Source organism: Mesorhizobium sp. URHB0026 (assembly GCF_054059755.1).
In genome coordinates this window covers 1566826-1584061 of sequence record NZ_JBSSCN010000001.1, presented here as the reverse complement: position 1 = coordinate 1584061, position 17236 = coordinate 1566826, and the positions used below count along the sequence as shown (strand labels likewise).

Sequence of the window (17236 nt, the reverse complement as noted above, 5' to 3'; positions counted from 1 at the left end):
TTTGGCTGGAGCTTGTTGCCTGTTCGACCGCTTACGGCAGGCTGATCACATTTTCGTGACATGGTATCTCCGCTGCTGCTCACTCGCGAGGGCGATTCTCCACGCGTCGCCCTGGGACTTTGGTCCGATCTTGCGCCTGCAAAGGTCCTGGGGGACAAACGCAACGGTCGGGGGTCGCTTCCGGCCACCACGTTTTTCGGCGATGTTGTTGCACTGCAACGTTGGGGTGGGCACGCCGGCTCAATCGACGGAGATCAGTATGCGTGGATCGATCACGGCCCGTTGTTGCCGTCTGGCTATCGGATCGGCGGCCGTCCTGGCGCTAACCATCGCTCCCTATGAAATAGTCTTCCATGGCTTCGTGCCTGGACTCGATGCCGCGACCGCACATGCCGACAAGGGCGGCAACGGCGGTGGCGGCGGCAATGGCGGTGGCAATGGCGGCAACGGTGGTGGGGGTAACAACGGCAACGGTGGCGGCAACAACGGCAACAGTGGCAATGGCGGAAACAGCGGCGGCGGGAATAGCGGGAAGGGTAAGAGCCAGGGCCAGGGCGACCAGAGCACAAGCCATGTCAACGCCATGACCGGCGACACGGTCGACGTGGACGGCAACAAGATTACAGTTCAGCACCCTGACGGCTTGACGGAAAAGATCGAGAACGGCCGTTTCAGCATGATGGATAAGCTCGGCCGCACGATCATCGATCGCCGTGCCACACCGGCCGATGCCAGCCGGCTCAAGGCGCTTTGAATTTCGGCGCTTTGGATTTCGGCCCCATGAATTGCGGCCCCATGAATTGCGGCCCCCTGAATTTCGGCCCCCTGAATTTCGGCCTTGTGAAGTTGGTCGACAGGCAACGACCAGTTTCACACGTCACCTCCGCCGCCCCCGGCGGAGGTGACCTCGTTTCGCGGCGTTCCGCGATGGCTACGAACGGTCCCTGTCGCGGTCGCGAAACTCGCGCATGATGAGGGCCGCTTCAGTACGGTTTCGCACGTTGAGTTTCGACAGCACCCCCGTCATGTGATGCTTGACGGTCTTCTCCTGCAGCTCCAGGCGCAAGGCGATTTCCTTGTTGCTCAGTCCCTCCGCCACCAGCCGCAGTATTTCGGTCTGCCGGCCGGTGAGTTGCCGCAGCCGGTCCGCGACCCCGTTGGCGGGCTGCAGGGACTGCACATCGGAAAGCAGCCGGGCTGACAGCATCGGCGAAAGATAGCTTTCGCCGGTTGCCACGTTGCGCAGGATATCGGCAAGCGCGCGCGATCCGACACCTTTGAGGACATAGCCGAGCACCCCGGCGTTCAAGGCCTTGGTCACATCGGCATTCGCCTCCGAAACGGTCAGCATGACGATCTTTTGGGCGGGATGGTCGGCAAGGATGCTGGCAACCGCGGCCAGGCCGCCGCCCGGCATGGAAATGTCGATGAGCAATATGTCGGGCTGCATGGTCGAGGCGATGCGCTCCGCGTCCTGCGCGGTCGCACCTTCGCCGACCATCTCGAAGCCGCCGATCTCCGACAGGCTGCGCGTCACGCCTTCGCGGAACAGCGGATGATCGTCGACAATGGCAATGCGGATGGCGCCGATCATGCTTGCTCCTCGACCGAAAGACGGATCACCAGCTTCGTGCCTTTCGGCCCTGTCAGTGTTTCGAATTGGCCGCCAATGCTTTCAACCCGCTCCCTGAGACCGGCAAGGCCCAACCCCTCTGCCCGCGCCAGATCGAAGCCCGGTCCGCCGTCCGATACTTCAACGAAAAACCGACCATTTTTCATGCCTGCACGCACCGCCTGATCCTTGCCCCGTCCGTGGCGGTAGGCATTGTTCAGCCCCTCCTGCACGAAGCGATAAATGCTGATCTTCTCAGAAGCGCCAGGCTCCGGCAAATGTTTCGGCATCGTAAGCGTCACCGATGTGCCCGTCCGGCGCTCATGCTCCTCGACGGCCAGCCGCAGAACGTCCGCCGCCGCCGCCGTTTCTATCTGCGGCAGGACCAGACCGGTGCAGATGCCGCGTATTTCGCGCATCGCATCCTCCAGCGTCTTGCGGATCATGGCGACCTCGGTCGAGCGGCCTTCGCTGCCATGGCCGTCGCCGGTAAACACCGGACTGTCCATGCGCAGCGCGGCCAGCGCCACGAGCTGGGCAGGGCCGTCATGCAGATCGGCGCCGATCCGGCGCAGATATCTTTCGTTGAGCGCCGTGGCGCGGCGGGACGCCCGCTGCACACGATGCCGCAAGGCGCTGTTCTGCGTCACCAGGCCCTGCAGCTCCGCCACCTGGCGGCGCAGCGCCCCGCGCTGGTCGTCGATAATGCGGCTGCCGCGCAGGACAATTCCCGACAGAAGCAGGAATGCCGTCAAGGTGGTGCCTGCCACGACCAGCCAGCTCGACAGCAGGGCGGAAGCAAGGGTCGCCTTGAAATCGCTAGCGACCTCGTAGAATTCGGTGACGGCGACCACTTCGCCGGACCAGGGCTCGCGCACTGGATTGTAGATCTCGAGCAACGGCACACCCGCGGCCCGCTCCTTGTCTTCGTTCTCGTCGAACGTATCGAACTGGGCAACGACGCTGCCCTGGAAGGCAGAACGCAGATTGTCGTTCAGGTCGAAGCGGCGGCCGGTCAAAACCGGGTCCTTCGAATAGAGGATCGTGCCGTCGCGGCGCCAGAGCCTGAAGGACGCCAGGCGTTTGCCGAGCGCGCCCTGGCCGAGCGTCTCGTCGAGGGCCTGCTTGACGGATGCGCTGAGCTCCTCGCTCTTGCGCAGGTCGGGCAGCAGCGGCGCGATCACGCTGTCTACATAGAGCGCCGTCGTGGCGGCCGAATTGCGAATGACGCCGTCCCGGATCTGCGTCGTCACCCAGGTCCCGACGATCACCATGACGACCAGGAGCCCAAAACCGCCGGCAACGACGAATTGCAGAGCAAGGGAAAGCTCGCTCCAGCGCCGCGCCAAGTTGTGAAAAATACGAATCATGAACCCCTTGCCGCCCTTTTATCGACAGGCTGGGCGATTGCGGCACATTGAGCTTCAGCCTCGCGGTTGCCAAGACCCTCGTTTGAACGACGTCGCTTGACGTACCGGCACGCTTCGGAAACAAGGTCGGCGCTATCAGGCGAAAGCCGCTTCGAAGGGGGACGGGACGTTGAGTTTTTCGGGACTTCTGCAGCTCGGCTTTTCGACGGTGATCTTCCTCCTGGCGGCTACCGCCGCCAAGCAATGGGGACTGGCGCCCAGCCTGGGCAAGATCCTGCTGACGCTGGCGCTCTATTCGCTGGGCAATCTGATCATGCTGCGGCTGATCCGCGAATTCGGCATGTCGGTATCGTTCAGCCTTTCGGCGGTGATCCAGCTGGTTTCGGTCAACGTCGTTGCGCTGGTGTTCTTCGGCGAGCGCGTCAACGCGCTGCAGGCGGCCGGCATCGCGCTGGCGATCGCCGCAGTCGCGCTGATCACGCTTGGACCGTATCTGCAAGGGCGGATGTAACGGTGCCGATGAAGAACGTCGCGAAGGCTCTGCTCAACCGGGTGGAATTCCCGGTGCTGCTGGCCGGCCTGGTCATCGCCGGTGGGCTGTGGGGGTTCGAGGAATTGATGGAGGTGGCACGGGCCACCACGCCGCACGCCTTCGATACCGAAATCCTCCTTGCATTCCGCCGGGCCGGTCAACCGGCGATCCCGATCGGTCCGCCATGGCTGGAAGGCGCGATGCGCGATATCACCAGTCTCGGCAGCTCCAGTGTTCTGGTGCTGATCACGGCGGCGACGATCATCTATCTGCTGTTGATTCGCCGCCCGGCGACGGCGCTTCTCATGTTCGTTGCCGTGGCGGGCGGCCAGGTGCTGTCGAGCCTGCTGAAAGTCGGCGTCGACCGGCCACGCCCGGAACTGGTTTCGCATCTCGTCGACGAGATGTCGCTTTCCTTCCCGAGCGGCCATGCCATGCTGTCGGCGGTGACCTACCTCACGCTCGGTTCGCTGGCGGCGCGCTTCCTGCCGGGCCGGACGACCAAGGTCTACGTGCTGTTCCTGGCGGTGCTGACGACAGTGCTGGTCGGCGTCAGCCGCATCTATCTCGGCGTCCACTGGCCGTCGGATGTGCTGGCGGGCTGGTGTGCCGGCTTCGCCTGGGCGATGCTATGCTGGTTGGTGGCGAGGCTTCTGCAACGGCGTAGGGCGGTGAGCGAGGAGCCTGACTGAGTCAGATCAACCTGTTGATGAGGTGGCCTCCGCAGCCTGTCAGCGACAAAACCGTCGACAGCAAGCCTGCCGATATCACCAAGGTCTTGAAAACGTTCACCCGCGTACCCCCTGCCTCTGTTGCACCACCCTACCCGAAATCCTTGGTGAGTACCGAAGAAAATGGATATTAGCCGGCAGTGGTTACGTCTAAAACTTCATTAATGATGCTTGAAACATGATAATAATGGTATTATACGTTATGTCAGCAGGCTCAGACGGGGATTCCGGCCGATGATCACTGCCGCGCAGATGCGCGCCGCAAGGGCGCTGGCCGGCATCGACCAGAGGACGCTCGCCGAGCGCGCCGGCGTCTCGCTTCCCACCATCCAGCGCATGGAGGCGAGCGGCGGCGTGGTCAGGGGCGTGGTCGATACGCTGATGAAGGTCATCCAGGCTCTCGACGAAGCCGGGGTGGAACTGATCGGCGAGAACCAGGCCAGCGAGCGCGGCGGCAGGGGCGTGCGCCTCAAGCCCGCCATGCCGCCGGAACCCAAGGCTGAGCCGGAATAAATCGCGACGGCGACCGCCGACAGTCCTGCCGACGATCCCGCCGCCTTTTGCAGGGGCAGTTCATGGATCAAGCGCGTCAGGCAGTGCATCAGGCGGTGAAGCCGACATTCTCCGAGCTGTTCACGCCGAAGTTGGTGACCGTCTGGCGGGAGGGCTACCGCCTGCCGCATTTCAAGGCCGACGTCATCGCCGGGCTGACTGTCGCCATCGTCGCGCTGCCGCTGTCGATGGCGATCGCGATCGCTTCTGGCGTGACGCCGGAGCGAGGCCTCTACACTTCCATCGTCGGCGGCTTCATCATCTCGGCCTTGGGCGGCAGCCGCTTCCAGATCGGCGGGCCGGCCGGCGCCTTCATCGTGCTGGTGGCGGCGACGGTGGCGCGCGTCGGCGTTGACGGCCTGCTGCTGGCGACGATGATGGCCGGTGTGTTCCTGCTTGCCATCGGCTATCTCCGACTCGGCACTTACATCAAGTTCATTCCCTATCCGGTCACTGTCGGCTTCACCGCCGGCATCGCCGTCATCATCTTCTCCGGCCAGATCGTCGAACTGTTCGGGCTGACCTTGCCGGGCCGGGAGCCCGGACCGTTCGTGCCCAAGCTGATCGAGCTTGGCGAAGCAGCCGGCACGATCAACCTCGCGGCGACCGCCGTGGCGGCGCTGACCATCGCGACCATCGTCTTCCTGAAGCGCTGGCGGCCGAAATGGCCGGCCATGTTGATCGCCATCGGGCTCGCCTCGCTGGTCGTGGCGCTGTTGGCGTTGCCGGCCGAGACGATCGGCACGCGCTATGGCGGCATTCCGCGCAGCCTGGAATGGCCTGGCATGCCACCCGTCAGCTTCGGCAGGATGCTCGACGTCTTGCCGGACGCCATCGCGTTCGCGCTGCTCGGCGCCATCGAATCGCTGCTGTCGGCCGTCGTCGCCGACGGCATGACGGGCCGGCGGCACCGCTCGAATTGCGAGTTGGTGGCGCAGGGCTTCGCCAACGTCGCGTCGGCTTTGTTCGGCGGCATCTGCGCCACCGGCACCATCGCCCGCACCGCCACCAATGTGCGGGCCGGCGCGCACGGCCCGGTCTCGGGCATGGTCCATTCGGGAATCCTGCTGGTGCTGATGCTGGTGGCGGCGCCGCTTGCCAGCTACATCCCGCTCGCGGCCCTTGCCGGCGTCCTGGCGGTGGTCTGCTGGAACATGGTCGAGAAACAAGCCTTCGCCACGCTGCTCATGGCATCGCGCGGCGATGCGCTGGTGCTAATGGCGACCTTCCTCATCGTCGTCTTCCGCGATCTCACCGAAGGCATCGTCGTCGGCTTCGCGCTCGGCTCGATCCTGTTCATCGACCGAATGGCCAAGTCCGTCGCGGTCGAGGCGGACCTGGCGCAGGACGACGTCGCCGACAGCGTCGGCGGCGCCCGCGCCTATGATTCCACGGAGGCAAGCGACGCCGACACCGTCGTCTACCGCATCTCGGGCGCCTTCTTCTTCGGTGCCGCGTCCACCGTCGGCAGCGTGCTCGACCGCATCGCCGACCAGCGCCGCAACTTCGTGCTCGACTGTTCGGCCGTGCCGCTTTTCGATTCGACGGCGGCCAATGTCATCGAAAGCGCGGCCCACAAGGCGGGGCGCGCCGGCGTGCGCTTCATCATCTCGGGCGCCTCGCCGCAGATCCGGCGCATGCTGATCAACCACGGCGTCAAGCCGCCGCTGGTGACCTATGCCGCGTCGATCCGCGACGCGCGGGGCCAATTGGCGGGGAAACAAGGGGCGGAGCAGCTGTCTCTCAACGATTGAGCGATGCCGGGCCGCTGACGAACGGACTTTCCCTGACGTAGAACCGCAGCAGGCGGTCGGCGTCCTTCGAAATGCCGATCCTGATGCCCTGTCCGATCGCACAGGGCTCACATTCATCGTGGGCGAGCCACAGCGGGCCTTCCCGGCACAGGTCGATCCCGTCGAGCGAACGATCTATCCGCAACGCCGCGGCCAGCCTTCCGGGCCCCCGCGCCAAGTCGCGCAGGCGCTCGACGCCTCGGTTCAGCCGCATGATCGCGACGCCTTCCAGCGGTTCCAGCGCCCGGATCAGCACACCGGTCCCCACCCCTGGCGTCTCGCTCGAGACATTCAGCATGAAGGAGGTGCCATAGGCGAGGTAGACATAGGCGTGCCCGGCTTCGAGAAACAGCGACCGGTTGCGCTGCGTCATCCCTCGAAAGCCGTGCCCGGCCGCGTCACCGACGACATAGGCTTCCGTCTCGACGATGCGGCCGCTGACCCTGCCTTCGGGCAAGTCGCGCACCACCAGCTTGCCGACGAGAAACCGGGCGAGGGCGGCCGTATCGTCCGGCAGCTCGGAGCGGGCGAGCGGCTGATGATCCTCCCCGTGACTCACGGCATCCGCTCGACCCATTGCGCCCGCGAAGCTCCCGGCTCGAACGGATCGCCGAAATACTGCGTCTCGCGGGCGACCTTGCCGTCAAGGAACTCCATGATGCTGACCGTATAGGAGGGCCGCCCGTCATAGGTCAGCACATATTCGGTGACCAAGAGGTTACCGGCGCCGGTGATCCGCCGCACGCTGAAGCGCTTGCGGTCCGGCTGCGCGGCGCGCGACGACTGGATGTCGCGCCGGCCGCGGATGCGCTCGCCCGATTGCGGATAGTCGAGCACCGCATCCTCCCGGTAGATCTCGTGTTCGGCCTCGAAGTCACCGGCATCGGAGGCGGCCCAGTGGCGATCCAGGGCCGCCCTGATTTCCCGGTCGTCCATGGCAATCCTCCTTGACCATTACCGTGGGATCGACCGTCGTAGCACGGTCCATTCCACGGCTGTTAGCATGGGTCGCATGGATCGACCCCGAAGCGCCGGTGCTCAGTCGAGCTTCAATGCCGCCACTTCGCCCTCGCTCATCAGCGGCACATAGAGGATCGACTTGCCGTCGGTGCCGATGTCGGCGCTGCCGGGCTTGAAATGCGCCACCGCTTCCGGGGTTCCGCCGGCCTTGTACCGGTAGAGCGTGCCGGTCATGTAGGCGGTGGCATAGATGGCGTCGCCAATGGCGACGACGCCGTCGAGGTCGGCAAAGTTCTGCGCGCCGGGCAAAGGCGTGATTTTCCTCGTGGCGAGGTCGACGGCCAGCAGCCCGCCGGGCTCCGCCGTGCTGAAATCCGCCTTGATGCCCTTGCCCCAGGAGGCGACGATCAGCCTGTCGCCATCGGCGAAGACGCCGTTGGGTGAAGCCAGCAACGCATCCCTGGCGAACAGCTCCGGTTTGTCGCCGTCGATGCGATAGATCGTCTCGGCCAGCATGTCGCTGACATAGACCTTGCCCGTCTGGTCCGAAGTCATGTCGTTGAGGAAGACCGCATTCGGCACCGCGATGCTGGCGATCAGCCTGCCGCTGGCCAGATCGACGACGCGGATCTTGGTGATGTCGGCGACATAGAGCCTGCCGCCCGCTATCGCCATGCCCTTGGGCGCGTCCATGCCGTCGGTCCAATGCTGGGTGACCGTCTTGCCGTCCAGCGACAGCAGGCTGAGATAGCCGTTGCCGTCCGCCTCGCCCGGATTGCCTGATATGTTGGAGACGATGATGCGATTGTTGGCGGCATCGAACAGCGCCGATTCCGGTTGTTCGAGGCCCGTGGCGCGCCAGAGTTCGCCGGCCCGGACGGCGGGTGCGGTGGCGATGCCGATGATGGCGGCAAAGGCTGGGAGGATGAAACGGTTCATGGCTGTTCTCCTGTGATGACAGGCGGGTAGCTAGTGTTTTTGATACTTTTCCGGAAGCTCGATTACCGCTAGTCTCGAATATCGATACTAAAATGCCGGCAAGAGGTGCATCCCATGAACGCTCTGATCTTCGAGGCGCTGAAGCGGACGCTGAAGGCGAAAGGTGTCACCTATCGTGAGCTTGCCGAGCGCATGGGCGTTTCCGAGCCGACGGTGAAGCGCATCTTCCACGAGAAGAACTGCAAGCTCGACCGGCTGGTGGATATCTGTGCCGCCGCCGGTGTCGAGCTGGACAACGTGCTCGGCTCGATGAACCGCGGGCCGGGGCCGGTCAACCACATCGCGCCCGAGATCGAGCGCCGGCTCGCCGGCCGGCCGGCGTTGCTGTTCATCTTCGTCATGCTCTCGGAGAAATTCACGCCTGAAGGCATCATGCGTTCGCAAGGCCTGAGCGAGGCCTCGATGTTCCTCTATCTGCGCGACCTCGAGCAGCTCGGCCTGATCGCGCTTGGCCGTGGCCTGTCGGCGAAATTGCTGGTCGAAACGCCGATCCAGTGGAATTTCGAGGGGCCACTCAGGCCGCTGTTCGAGATGACCAACAAGAATTTCATCGGCTGGGCCATCAGCCATATCGATAAGGGGGCGACCTTCGTCAGCTTCTCCAGGCGGATGCGTCCGGAGACGGCGGAGATGGTGCGGCGTGAGGCGGAGGAGCTGGCCGAGCGCGCCAAACTGCTCGCCCATCACGACCAGCATACGACGCCCGAGGACGGGCTCACCGGTTACAAATGGACGTTTGCCTTCGGGGCGACGCCGTTTCCCGCGATCATGCCGATCGGCCCGCATCCGCGCGATGCCGGCGCCCAGCCCGCCGCTCCTGCAAAACGCCACCCCCTGCCGGCCTGACCAATCATCCCGAGCCTGGCTGCACCTGGCGGCTGAGCTTGTCGCGCACCGCTCCCGCGGCGCCGACTGCCACCATTCGCCACCGGCTGGCCGCCCGGACCAGCCACGCGGCCCGCGATACCGACCGCGCCGGTAGGGCGCGTTGGGATAGAACAGATCCGGCACCAACATTCATGATAGAATTCGCACACTGATTTGCCAGACTGTAGTAGGCGGGCCAGACTGTATTAGGCGAGTTTGCCGAATGCGTGACTCGTCCCCGTGAAATCGAAGTGATGCTATGCCGACCTCACCGACACTTGAACTTCGCCGCTATTCGCGCCTGAAGAATTTGCGGGAGCGCGCAGAACGCCAGGGTGCTGCATTGCAGTTCTGGGCGCGTACGGCATCGCTCGCTGTGATCTCCTGCTTCTTTTCATTGATCAGCCGCTGGGATGCCTCACTGCTCTTCGTGCTGGCGGGCCTCGTGCTGTTCCAGCTCGTCGGCCTGATCCAGTTTCTTCTTGTGCGCCGTCGCACGGGGCCATGGTGGATCGGTTACCTCGTCGGTACGCTTGACATCATTCTGTTGACCATTCTGCTGGTAACGCCCAACCCGTTTTCCGCGGAGGTGGTGCCGGCCGCAATGCAACTGCGCGAGGGCAGCTTCAAATTCCTGCTGATTTTCGTGTGCCTTGGCGCGCTGACCCTTTCGACACGATTGGCGCTCTATCTCGGCGCGCTCGCGGCCTTGACGTGGGCGATCGGGGTGGGATGGGTGATTTTTCATCCGGGAACCGTCATTCCGGCGACGAACCTCTATTCGCTGCCGATGACAGAGCGGTTGAGGCTTTATCTCAACCCCAATTTCGTCGATACGTTCGCACAGGCGACCAATGTGTTGGTTGTGCTGATTATCGGCGCGATCATGGCGCTGGTCGTCTCTCGTTCCCGACGTCTGTCGGAGGACTATGTCAAGGCAGAGCGTGCCCGCGCCAATCTTGCCCGGCATTTTTCGCCCAACGTCGTCGACCAGCTCGCCACGGATGACGAGCCCTTCGGCCCGGTCCGCCGGCAGAATATCGCGGTGCTGTTCGCCGACATCGTCGGCTTCACACATTATTCCGAGGATCATCCGGCCGAAGCAGTGTTTGAACTTCTGCGTCAGTTCCACCGTCGCATGGAGCAGGTTATTTTCGACCACCACGGCACCGTCGATAACTATATCGGCGATTGCATCATGGCGACATTCGGGGTTCCGCAAGCCAGCCATGACGACGCGACTCGCGCCATTCAGTGCGCTGAAGCGATGATCGCCGCTCTCGAAGGCTGGAATGTGCAGCGTGTGTCCAGGGGATATCCGCCGTTGGACGTTCGGATCGGTGCACAATACGGCGCAGTCGTCATCGGCGCTGTCGGCAGCGAGCGCAATCTGTCCTTCGCGGTGGTGGGCGACACCGTCAACGTCGCCAGCCGTTTGCAGTCGCTGTGCCGTGAGGTTCAGGCGAATATCTGTTTTGGATCACGACTGATCGAGGCCGCGAAGGCGGAATCGCCCGCGACACAGTTGAATGCGCGCGATCATGGACCGGTGAGCATCCGCGGCCGGGACGAACCGGTCCATGTCTGGGTCGAACACAGAGCCGAAAACCAGGGCCCTGTAGCGGTTTCGGCATGATGTAGGCCGCCATGTGAAACGCATGCACCTCGTCGGACAGGCCGCGCCACAGGGCATGTCCTGACCCAGGCCGAAGCCATCACGTGTCTGAGGCGATTGTTCCGGCCTTTGCGGCTTCGGCGTCTGTGCTTGCCTTGTCGTCCCAGACCATCTGCCGGTAGTCGAAACCGTATTCCAGCGTCGGTTTGACGATGCGGAAAAACGGCGACAGGTCGAAATCGCGTGGCGTATAGAGCGAGTGGTGGCGGATGTGCAGGATTTCCCTGCGCGAATAGTTCGACTGCGCCGAGGCACGGCCGGGCGCGCGGGTGATCTCGGGCAGGATCGGGTAGCGGATCTGGCCATAGGCCTCGGCAATCAGCGTCGAGCAGATGGCGCGTGTCGGGTCGCCGGAACCGAACGCCAGCATGCGGCGGCGCCAACGCACCGGCACTGGCGGCGTCGGCAGGAAATAGCGCAGCATGTCGAAGATATTCTTGAGGTCGTATTTCAAACCGAGCTTGCCGATCATGAAGGCGACCACCTTGTCGCGATCCTCCGGCCCCAGTCCGCTCGCGCGGCAAATGCGGGTGTTGTAGGTCCGGTAGCGCGACAGCGGTACGGCGACGCTGCCTTCGCCGAGCGTGACCTCGATCAGCCGCCGCCGTTCCGTACCGTCCTCCGGTTCGGCCAGCGCGTCGCCGACATAGAAAGCCGCGTGCGACCAGGTTGACTGGGTGAGGTACTTGATCGCCGCCGAAATCTTCTGGTTGCCCTCGATCAGCAGGATGTCGCCCGGCTCCAACTGCGGCGCAGCGTTTCTGGGTCCGATGGCGTATAGGGTTCATAGCCGGAGGATTCGTCCTGCAACCGGCCGGCAAGCCAGCGGCCAAGTCGATCCAGGAGCGTGTCGCCGGGCTTGGTCATTCCATACGGCGATTACCACGGACGGGCGGCTGGGCGCCAGCCGCTGTCAATTGGCGGTGGCGTTCGTGTCTTCCAGCGAGGCAGCGCCGGCAAGATCGTCGCGTGCCTTGCGGGCGAGCTTTTTCGTCGCGTGCCTGGGGCTGTCGCCGAACAGTTCGGCGGCCTCGGCGAGACAGGCTTTCCTGAGGCTCTTTTCCGAGCGCTTAAGCAACTTGCCGAGAAGTTTTGTGTCCTCGGGCGGCCCCAGCGGCTCGCTGTCCGCCTCGAGCAGCGCGCGCATGACGAACACATCATGCAGTTCACCGAGCCGCTCGCCCAGTTCATCCACGGCCTTGCGCCGCGCCTTGATCGGGGTCGGCCACAGCCTGCCCAGCAGCGACAGGTGCATGCCATGCGTCTTGGCAGCCTTGCGCAGGTCATGGAAATCGTCGGCTTCACCGCGCGCGCCAGCCTTGTCGAGCGCCTTCCTGGCGCGCCGCAAGGCGACGCGGGCGCCTTCGGCAAGCACGTCCGCGGCCTGTTCCGGCTGATCGGGCAAAGCAAGGGTTCCAATGCGCTTCAGGCCGTCTTCGCAGGCGGCGTTGGCCGCCCCGATCGCCGCCTTCAGCCCGGCGCCTTCGTGCAGATCATGCTGGCGTACGATCAACCTATCGCGCACGGCATCAAGCCCGCTACCGGTGCTTTCCCTACCAAAGTCCGCCGCCAGCCGATCGATGGTTTCGATCAGCGCCGTGGCTTCACGCGGACCGGCAAGCAGCGCCGCGACATTGCGATAGCACTGGTTTTCCGTGGCGCAGAAAGTTTCGTCACCGGAACGAACCAGGCGCAACAAGGCACGCGCGCTCTTGAGCCGCTTGCGGCACTTGTGCAGCCCCTGTTCCGGCCGGGTGTGCGCCATCTCCAGATGCAGCAGGGCCTTGCCGATCTCCTCGGCAAGGATACGCCTGACCTCCCCGGTCAGCGGCAGGCGCGGATCGATACGAAAGCTCATGCGGCGATCTCCGGTATCCCCCCGAGGGCGAGCGACGCGTTGTAGAATTTCTGCTCGCCGGTCACTTCGCGGCCGAGCCAATCAGGCAGCATTTCGTCCGGAACCTCTTCTGGGGTCTCGAGCTCGGCCACCACAAGTCCCGCCAGTGCACCGCCAAAGACATCGACTTCATAGAGATAGCCGCGATGCCTAACATGGTGACGTGTCTTCTCGATGACACGTCCGATGGCGAAGTCCAGCATCTCCACCGCCTCCGCCAGCGGGATCGAATATTCGAATTCGTCGCGCTCGCGCGCGTTGCTGCCGAATTTGAGCGTCAGCTTGGCGGAGGCGCCATCACTGATGCGGATGCGGACGGTTCGCCCGGGTGCCGTGGCGAGATAGAACTGAAGAATGCGGATATCGGCTTCCGCCAGATCCCGCCATGCGGTGCTGGAGACCAGGAATTTACGCTCGACTTCCTTGCCCATGGCCGCGCACTAAAGCGGTTGCCGCGCGCGATGGCAAGACAGCGCCGCATGCAAGTTGACTTTAATCAATCGATTGATTAAAGTCTTTTGCATGATCAAATTGCCAGATGCCAGGCGGCCCCGCCGCGAGACCTCCCCGGCAGAGCCGACGCGCGCCGCGCTGGTCCAGGCGGCGTTGAAACTGTTCGGGCGGCAGGGCTTCGACGGCACCTCGACGCGCCAGATTGCCGCCGAGGCGGGCGCCAATATAGGCTCGATCGCCTATCATTTCGGCGGCAAGGAAGGTCTTCGCGCCGCTGCCGCCGACTTCATCGTCGCGACCATCCAGGCCGTCGCCGGGCAGGCACTGGGCGCAGGCGAGAGGCTCGGCCATGGACAGGCGGCGGCAAGCGATCCGGAAGCGGCAGGCGCGCAGCTCTTCACGGCGCTCGAGCGGATGGTCGGCTTCATCGTGGCTCAGCCGCAGGCCGGAGAGATCGTGCAATTCGTGCTGCGCGAGCTGTCTTATCCGACGGCGGCGCTCGACCGCATCTATGACGGCGTCTTCGAGCCGACGCACCGCCGGCTGTGCCAGATCTGGGAGCAGGCCACCGGAGAGCCGGCCGAGAGCGAACGCACCCGGCTCACTGTGTTCACGTTGATCGGGCAGGTCATCTATTTCCGCATCGGCCGCGAGGCTGTCATGCGCCGCATGGGCTGGCGCGACATCGGCGCCGCCGAGGCCGCCAAGGTGGTGGCGGTCACCACGGACAATCTCGGCGCCATACTGGCCGCCCGGAAGGGACCAGGAATGAAGGGATCAAAACAATGAGCTTTCTGTGCTCGCTGCCGCTCGCCGCGCAATTGTTCGGCGCCTGCGCGCCGGTGGCGCCGCTCGCCGTCGGTTATGTCGAGGGCGATTATGTGCTCCTGGCGCCGATCGAGGTGGCGCAGGTCGATACGGTGGCGGTGAAGCGAGGCGACCGCGTCATGCCGGGAGCCACCGTGGTGACACTCGAAAATGCCGACGCCAAGATCGCGGTGGCGCAAGCGCAGGCGGCGCTGGCCCAGGCGCAGGCGCAGTATGCCGATCTCCAGGTCGGCAAGCGGCCGGAAGAGATCGCCGTGCTGAAGGCCGAGGTCGACATGACCAAGGCACAGGCCGCCGACGCAAAGCGAAAATTCGACCGCGCCAGCGACCTGTTCAAACGCGGCGCCGGCACGCAGGCAGATTTCGACACGGCTTCCGCGACGCTGGAGACGGCCAATGCGCAGGTCGGCCAGGCGGAGGCCAACCTGGCGGTCGGCGGCCTGCCGGCGCGCGCCGAAACGATCAAGGCCGCCGACAATCAGGTCAAACAGGCGCAGGCGGCACTGGATCAGGCGCAATGGCGGCTCTCCAAACGGGTGTTGGCGGCACCTTCGCCAGGCCGCGTCAACGACGTCATCCGCAATCCCGGCGACACGGCGGGCCCGACCGCGCCGGTTATCTCGGTGCTTCCCGACGGCGCGGTGAAGCTCAGCGTCTATATTCCGGAAAGCGCCTTCTCCTCGGTCAAGGTCGGCAGCCTGCTCCGCGTCCATTGCGACGGCTGCGGCCCGGGGGTGAAGGCGCGCGTCAGCTACGTCTCGCCCGATCCCGAATTCACCCCACCGGTGATCTACTCCCTCGAAAACCGGCAGAAGCTGGTCTACCTCGTCGAGGCGCGGCCGGAGGGCGATGCGGGGCCGCTGCAGCCCGGCCAGATCGTCGATGTCGATCTCGCGGATATGGGAAAATGAACGCCATCGACGTTCACGGCCTGGTCAAGCGCTTCGGCGACAAGACCGTCGTCGACCATGTGACGATGTCGGTCGCCGAGGGCGAGATCGTCGGCTTCCTCGGCCCCAACGGCTCGGGCAAGACCACCACCATCCGCATCATGTGCGGCTTGCTGACGCCGGACGAGGGCGAAGGCACGGTGCTGGGCTTCAACATCCGCACCGACAGCCTCAGGATCAAGCGCGAAGTCGGCTACATGACGCAGAAATTCTCGTTCTACGAGGATCTGACGATCGGCGAGAACCTCGAATTCGTGGCGCGGCTCTACCGGCTGCGGCCGGTCGAGGACTATGTCTCGCGCACACTGGAGGAGCTCGGGCTTACGACGCGCCGCAACCAGCTGGCCGGCACCTTGTCCGGTGGCTGGAAGCAGCGCCTGGCGCTGGCCGCCTGCATCATGCACAAGCCGAAACTGCTGCTGCTGGATGAGCCGACGGCCGGCGTCGACCCGAAGGCGCGGCGCGAGTTCTGGGACGAGATCCATCGCCTGGCGAGCGGCGGGCTGACCGTGCTGGTGTCCACACATTACATGGACGAGGCCGAGCGCTGCCACCGCATCAGCTACATCTCCTATGGCAAGATGCTGGCCACCGGGACGGTCGCCGAGGTGGTGAAGAATGCGGGCCTGACCACCTTCGTACTGCAGGGTCCAAAGCTCGACGAGGTGGCGCAAGCGCTGCAAGGCCGCCCCGGCGTCGACCAGGTGGCGCCGTTCGGCGCGACGCTGCACGTCGTCGGCTCCGACCGCGAGAAGCTCGAGGCCGCGCTTGCCGATGTCGAGAGGGAGCACAAGGGCGTGACGGTGACGCCGGGCGAGACGAGCCTGGAGGATGTCTTCATCCAGTTCATGTCGGGATCGAAGGACAACATGGCATGAACAGCGTCTTTTCCTTCGCCAGGCTCGGCGCCCTGCTGATCAAGGAGTTCATCCAGATGCGGCGCGACCGCATCACTTTCGCCATGATGCTGGGCGTGCCGCTTATCCAGCTCGTGCTGTTCGGCTACGCCATCAACAACGACCCGAAAAGCCTGCCGGCGGCCCTGGTGGCGACCAGCAGCGATCCCTATACCCGCGCCATGGTCGCGGCGCTGCAGACCACCGGTTATTACCGCTTCGACCATGTCGCGCAAAGCGCGGACGAGGCCGAGTTCCTGATGGCGCGTGGCGACGTCGCTTTCGTCGTCACCATCCCGGCCGATTTCGCCCGGCGCGTCGAGCGCGGCGACAAGCCGCAAATCCTGATCGAGGCCGATGCCACCGATCCGGCGGTCGCCAGCGGCGCCATCTCGACGCTCGGCACCATCGCCGGCCAGGCGCTGCTGAGAGCGCAGGGCACGCAGGAAGCCGCGGCGGAAGCCGCCAGGGGCCAGCTCGATGTCGTCGTCCACCGCCGCTACAATCCCGAAGGCATCTCGCAATACAACATCGTGCCCGGCCTGCTCGGGGTCATCCTGCAGATGACGATGGTGATGATGACCTCGATCGCGCTGACGCGTGAGACCGAGCGCGGCACGATGGAGAATCTCCTGGCGATGCCGTCGAGCCCGCTGGAGATCATGATGGGCAAGGTGCTGCCCTACCTGGCGGTCGGAGCGGTGCAAGTGGGGGTGGTGCTGGCGGCGTCGAAGCTTCTGTTCGCCATCCCGTTCACCGGCTCGATGACGCTGCTTCTGTCGGCGGTGCTGGTGTTCGTGCTGTCGCTGGTGCTGCTCGGCTACACGATCTCGACGATCGCACGCACGCAGATGCAGGCGCTTCAGCTCACCTTCTTCTTCTTCCTGCCCTCGATCATGCTGTCGGGCTTCATGTTCCCCTATCGCGGCATGCCGGACTGGGCGCAGACCTTCGGCGAGATCTTCCCGCTGACGCATTTCCTGCGCATCACCCGCGCGGTGATGCTGAAGGGCGCGGAACTGCCGGCGGTGGCGACCGAGATCGGCTGGCTGGTGGTCTTTGTCGCGCTGTTCGCCGGCGTTGCGCTGGTGCGGTTCAGGCGCACGCTGGACTGACGAGAG

General features: G+C 64.5%; 18 protein-coding genes and 1 pseudogene. 11 read left to right on the top strand and 8 right to left on the bottom strand.

The genetic code is table 11. The features are described from left to right. Positions 1–259 precede the first annotated feature (259 nt). Positions 260–754, top strand: a complete 495-nt coding sequence (locus ACVWWD_RS08065) for a hypothetical protein (RefSeq protein ID WP_352548944.1) — start codon at positions 260–262, stop codon at positions 752–754. Positions 755–931: 177 nt separating this feature from the next. On the opposite strand, the gene ACVWWD_RS08060 is transcribed toward ACVWWD_RS08065, so the two are convergent. Beyond that, entirely contained in the window at positions 932–1594 is a 663-nt protein-coding gene (locus ACVWWD_RS08060; protein ID WP_023771991.1) for a response regulator, read from the bottom strand. Further along, a complete protein-coding gene (locus ACVWWD_RS08055; RefSeq protein ID WP_352548942.1) occupies positions 1591–2982 on the bottom strand; it encodes a sensor histidine kinase in 1392 nt (463 codons plus the stop codon). The genes ACVWWD_RS08060 and ACVWWD_RS08055 overlap by 4 nt, the downstream gene beginning before the upstream one ends. 169 nt (positions 2983–3151) lie before the next feature. On the opposite strand from ACVWWD_RS08055, the gene ACVWWD_RS08050 reads away from it, so the two are divergent. The 4 genes from ACVWWD_RS08050 (at position 3152) to ACVWWD_RS08035 (ending at position 6551) form a co-directional block, all read left to right on the top strand. Next, positions 3152–3493 carry a hypothetical protein gene (locus ACVWWD_RS08050; RefSeq protein WP_015314759.1) on the top strand — a complete coding sequence of 114 codons (342 nt, stop codon included), beginning with the start codon at positions 3152–3154 and terminating at the stop codon, positions 3491–3493. An 8-nt stretch (positions 3494–3501) separates the two neighbouring features. Beyond that, positions 3502–4206, top strand: a complete 705-nt coding sequence (locus ACVWWD_RS08045; RefSeq protein WP_023793405.1) for a phosphatase PAP2 family protein — start codon at positions 3502–3504, stop codon at positions 4204–4206. A gap of 273 nt (positions 4207–4479) precedes the next feature. Next, a complete protein-coding gene (locus ACVWWD_RS08040; protein WP_023771988.1) occupies positions 4480–4758 on the top strand; it encodes a helix-turn-helix domain-containing protein in 279 nt (92 codons plus the stop codon). 62 nt (positions 4759–4820) lie between these two features. Next, complete coding sequence (locus tag ACVWWD_RS08035; protein WP_457102990.1) at positions 4821–6551, top strand: SulP family inorganic anion transporter; 1731 nt, start codon at positions 4821–4823, stop codon at positions 6549–6551. Here the strand turns inward: ACVWWD_RS08035 and ACVWWD_RS08030 are convergent. The 3 genes from ACVWWD_RS08030 to ACVWWD_RS08020 all read right to left on the bottom strand — a co-directional run bounded on the left by ACVWWD_RS08030 (position 6541) and on the right by ACVWWD_RS08020 (position 8489). Then, positions 6541–7167: a DNA-3-methyladenine glycosylase gene (locus tag ACVWWD_RS08030; protein WP_023771986.1), complete on the bottom strand. Its 627-nt coding sequence runs from the start codon at positions 7165–7167 to the stop codon at positions 6541–6543. The genes ACVWWD_RS08035 and ACVWWD_RS08030 overlap by 11 nt on opposite strands. Then, a complete protein-coding gene (locus ACVWWD_RS08025; RefSeq protein ID WP_023793411.1) occupies positions 7146–7526 on the bottom strand; it encodes a nuclear transport factor 2 family protein in 381 nt (126 codons plus the stop codon). The genes ACVWWD_RS08030 and ACVWWD_RS08025 overlap by 22 nt, the downstream gene beginning before the upstream one ends. Before the next feature lie 102 nt (positions 7527–7628). Next, positions 7629–8489, bottom strand: a complete 861-nt coding sequence (locus ACVWWD_RS08020; protein WP_023793413.1) for an SMP-30/gluconolactonase/LRE family protein — start codon at positions 8487–8489, stop codon at positions 7629–7631. A gap of 114 nt (positions 8490–8603) precedes the next feature. Here ACVWWD_RS08020 and ACVWWD_RS08015 point away from each other — a divergent pair, with 114 nt between their 5' ends. Both ACVWWD_RS08015 and ACVWWD_RS08010 read left to right on the top strand, forming a co-directional pair. After that, positions 8604–9395, top strand: a complete 792-nt coding sequence (locus tag ACVWWD_RS08015; RefSeq protein WP_352548938.1) for a helix-turn-helix domain-containing protein — start codon at positions 8604–8606, stop codon at positions 9393–9395. A gap of 280 nt (positions 9396–9675) precedes the next feature. Continuing rightward, complete coding sequence (locus ACVWWD_RS08010) at positions 9676–11052, top strand: adenylate/guanylate cyclase domain-containing protein (RefSeq protein WP_352548936.1); 1377 nt, start codon at positions 9676–9678, stop codon at positions 11050–11052. A gap of 79 nt (positions 11053–11131) precedes the next feature. On the opposite strand, the pseudogene ACVWWD_RS08005 reads toward ACVWWD_RS08010, so the two are convergent. The 3 genes and pseudogenes from ACVWWD_RS08005 to ACVWWD_RS07995 form a co-directional block, all read right to left on the bottom strand. Further along, positions 11132–11958: pseudogene (locus tag ACVWWD_RS08005) on the bottom strand (lipo-like protein). 46 nt (positions 11959–12004) lie between these two features. Then, on the bottom strand, positions 12005–12949 hold the full coding sequence (locus tag ACVWWD_RS08000; protein WP_352548934.1) for a CHAD domain-containing protein: 945 nt from the start codon (positions 12947–12949) through the stop codon (positions 12005–12007). Then, positions 12946–13419, bottom strand: coding sequence for a CYTH domain-containing protein (locus ACVWWD_RS07995; protein ID WP_352548932.1), 474 nt, complete (start codon positions 13417–13419; stop codon positions 12946–12948). The genes ACVWWD_RS08000 and ACVWWD_RS07995 overlap by 4 nt, the downstream gene beginning before the upstream one ends. Positions 13420–13510: 91 nt before the next feature. Between ACVWWD_RS07995 and ACVWWD_RS07990 the strand changes: the two genes are divergently transcribed. Genes ACVWWD_RS07990 through ACVWWD_RS07975 form a run of 4 tightly spaced genes read left to right on the top strand, consistent with a single transcriptional unit; the run spans position 13511 to position 17230 of the window. Next, entirely contained in the window at positions 13511–14230 is a 720-nt protein-coding gene (locus ACVWWD_RS07990) for a CerR family C-terminal domain-containing protein (protein WP_023771978.1), read from the top strand. Next, a complete protein-coding gene (locus tag ACVWWD_RS07985) occupies positions 14227–15180 on the top strand; it encodes an HlyD family secretion protein (RefSeq protein ID WP_352574965.1) in 954 nt (317 codons plus the stop codon). The genes ACVWWD_RS07990 and ACVWWD_RS07985 overlap by 4 nt, the downstream gene beginning before the upstream one ends. Beyond that, positions 15177–16097 carry an ABC transporter ATP-binding protein gene (locus ACVWWD_RS07980; protein ID WP_352548926.1) on the top strand — a complete coding sequence of 307 codons (921 nt, stop codon included), beginning with the start codon at positions 15177–15179 and terminating at the stop codon, positions 16095–16097. The genes ACVWWD_RS07985 and ACVWWD_RS07980 overlap by 4 nt, the downstream gene beginning before the upstream one ends. Beyond that, on the top strand, positions 16094–17230 hold the full coding sequence (locus tag ACVWWD_RS07975; protein WP_023771976.1) for an ABC transporter permease: 1137 nt from the start codon (positions 16094–16096) through the stop codon (positions 17228–17230). Before ACVWWD_RS07980 ends, ACVWWD_RS07975 begins: the two co-directional genes overlap by 4 nt. The last annotated feature ends 6 nt before the right edge of the window (positions 17231–17236 follow it).

Bases quoted from the DNA above. Each gene is read 5' to 3' on its own strand.
- ACVWWD_RS08065 (WP_352548944.1), top strand. From the start codon at position 260: ATGCGTGGATCGATCACGGCCCGTTGTTGCCGTCTGGCTATCGGATCG.
- ACVWWD_RS08060 (WP_023771991.1), bottom strand. From the start codon at position 1,594: ATGATCGGCGCCATCCGCATTGCCATTGTCGACGATCATCCGCTGTTC.
- ACVWWD_RS08055 (WP_352548942.1), bottom strand. From the start codon at position 2,982: ATGATTCGTATTTTTCACAACTTGGCGCGGCGCTGGAGCGAGCTTTCC.
- ACVWWD_RS08045 (WP_023793405.1), top strand. From the start codon at position 3,502: ATGAAGAACGTCGCGAAGGCTCTGCTCAACCGGGTGGAATTCCCGGTG.
- ACVWWD_RS08040 (WP_023771988.1), top strand. From the start codon at position 4,480: ATGATCACTGCCGCGCAGATGCGCGCCGCAAGGGCGCTGGCCGGCATC.
- ACVWWD_RS08035 (WP_457102990.1), top strand. From the start codon at position 4,821: ATGGATCAAGCGCGTCAGGCAGTGCATCAGGCGGTGAAGCCGACATTC.
- ACVWWD_RS08030 (WP_023771986.1), bottom strand. From the start codon at position 7,167: ATGGGTCGAGCGGATGCCGTGAGTCACGGGGAGGATCATCAGCCGCTC.
- ACVWWD_RS08025 (WP_023793411.1), bottom strand. From the start codon at position 7,526: ATGGACGACCGGGAAATCAGGGCGGCCCTGGATCGCCACTGGGCCGCC.
- ACVWWD_RS08020 (WP_023793413.1), bottom strand. From the start codon at position 8,489: ATGAACCGTTTCATCCTCCCAGCCTTTGCCGCCATCATCGGCATCGCC.
- ACVWWD_RS08015 (WP_352548938.1), top strand. From the start codon at position 8,604: ATGAACGCTCTGATCTTCGAGGCGCTGAAGCGGACGCTGAAGGCGAAA.
- ACVWWD_RS08010 (WP_352548936.1), top strand. From the start codon at position 9,676: ATGCCGACCTCACCGACACTTGAACTTCGCCGCTATTCGCGCCTGAAG.
- ACVWWD_RS08000 (WP_352548934.1), bottom strand. From the start codon at position 12,949: ATGAGCTTTCGTATCGATCCGCGCCTGCCGCTGACCGGGGAGGTCAGG.
- ACVWWD_RS07995 (WP_352548932.1), bottom strand. From the start codon at position 13,419: ATGGGCAAGGAAGTCGAGCGTAAATTCCTGGTCTCCAGCACCGCATGG.
- ACVWWD_RS07990 (WP_023771978.1), top strand. From the start codon at position 13,511: ATGATCAAATTGCCAGATGCCAGGCGGCCCCGCCGCGAGACCTCCCCG.
- ACVWWD_RS07985 (WP_352574965.1), top strand. From the start codon at position 14,227: ATGAGCTTTCTGTGCTCGCTGCCGCTCGCCGCGCAATTGTTCGGCGCC.
- ACVWWD_RS07980 (WP_352548926.1), top strand. From the start codon at position 15,177: ATGAACGCCATCGACGTTCACGGCCTGGTCAAGCGCTTCGGCGACAAG.
- ACVWWD_RS07975 (WP_023771976.1), top strand. From the start codon at position 16,094: ATGAACAGCGTCTTTTCCTTCGCCAGGCTCGGCGCCCTGCTGATCAAG.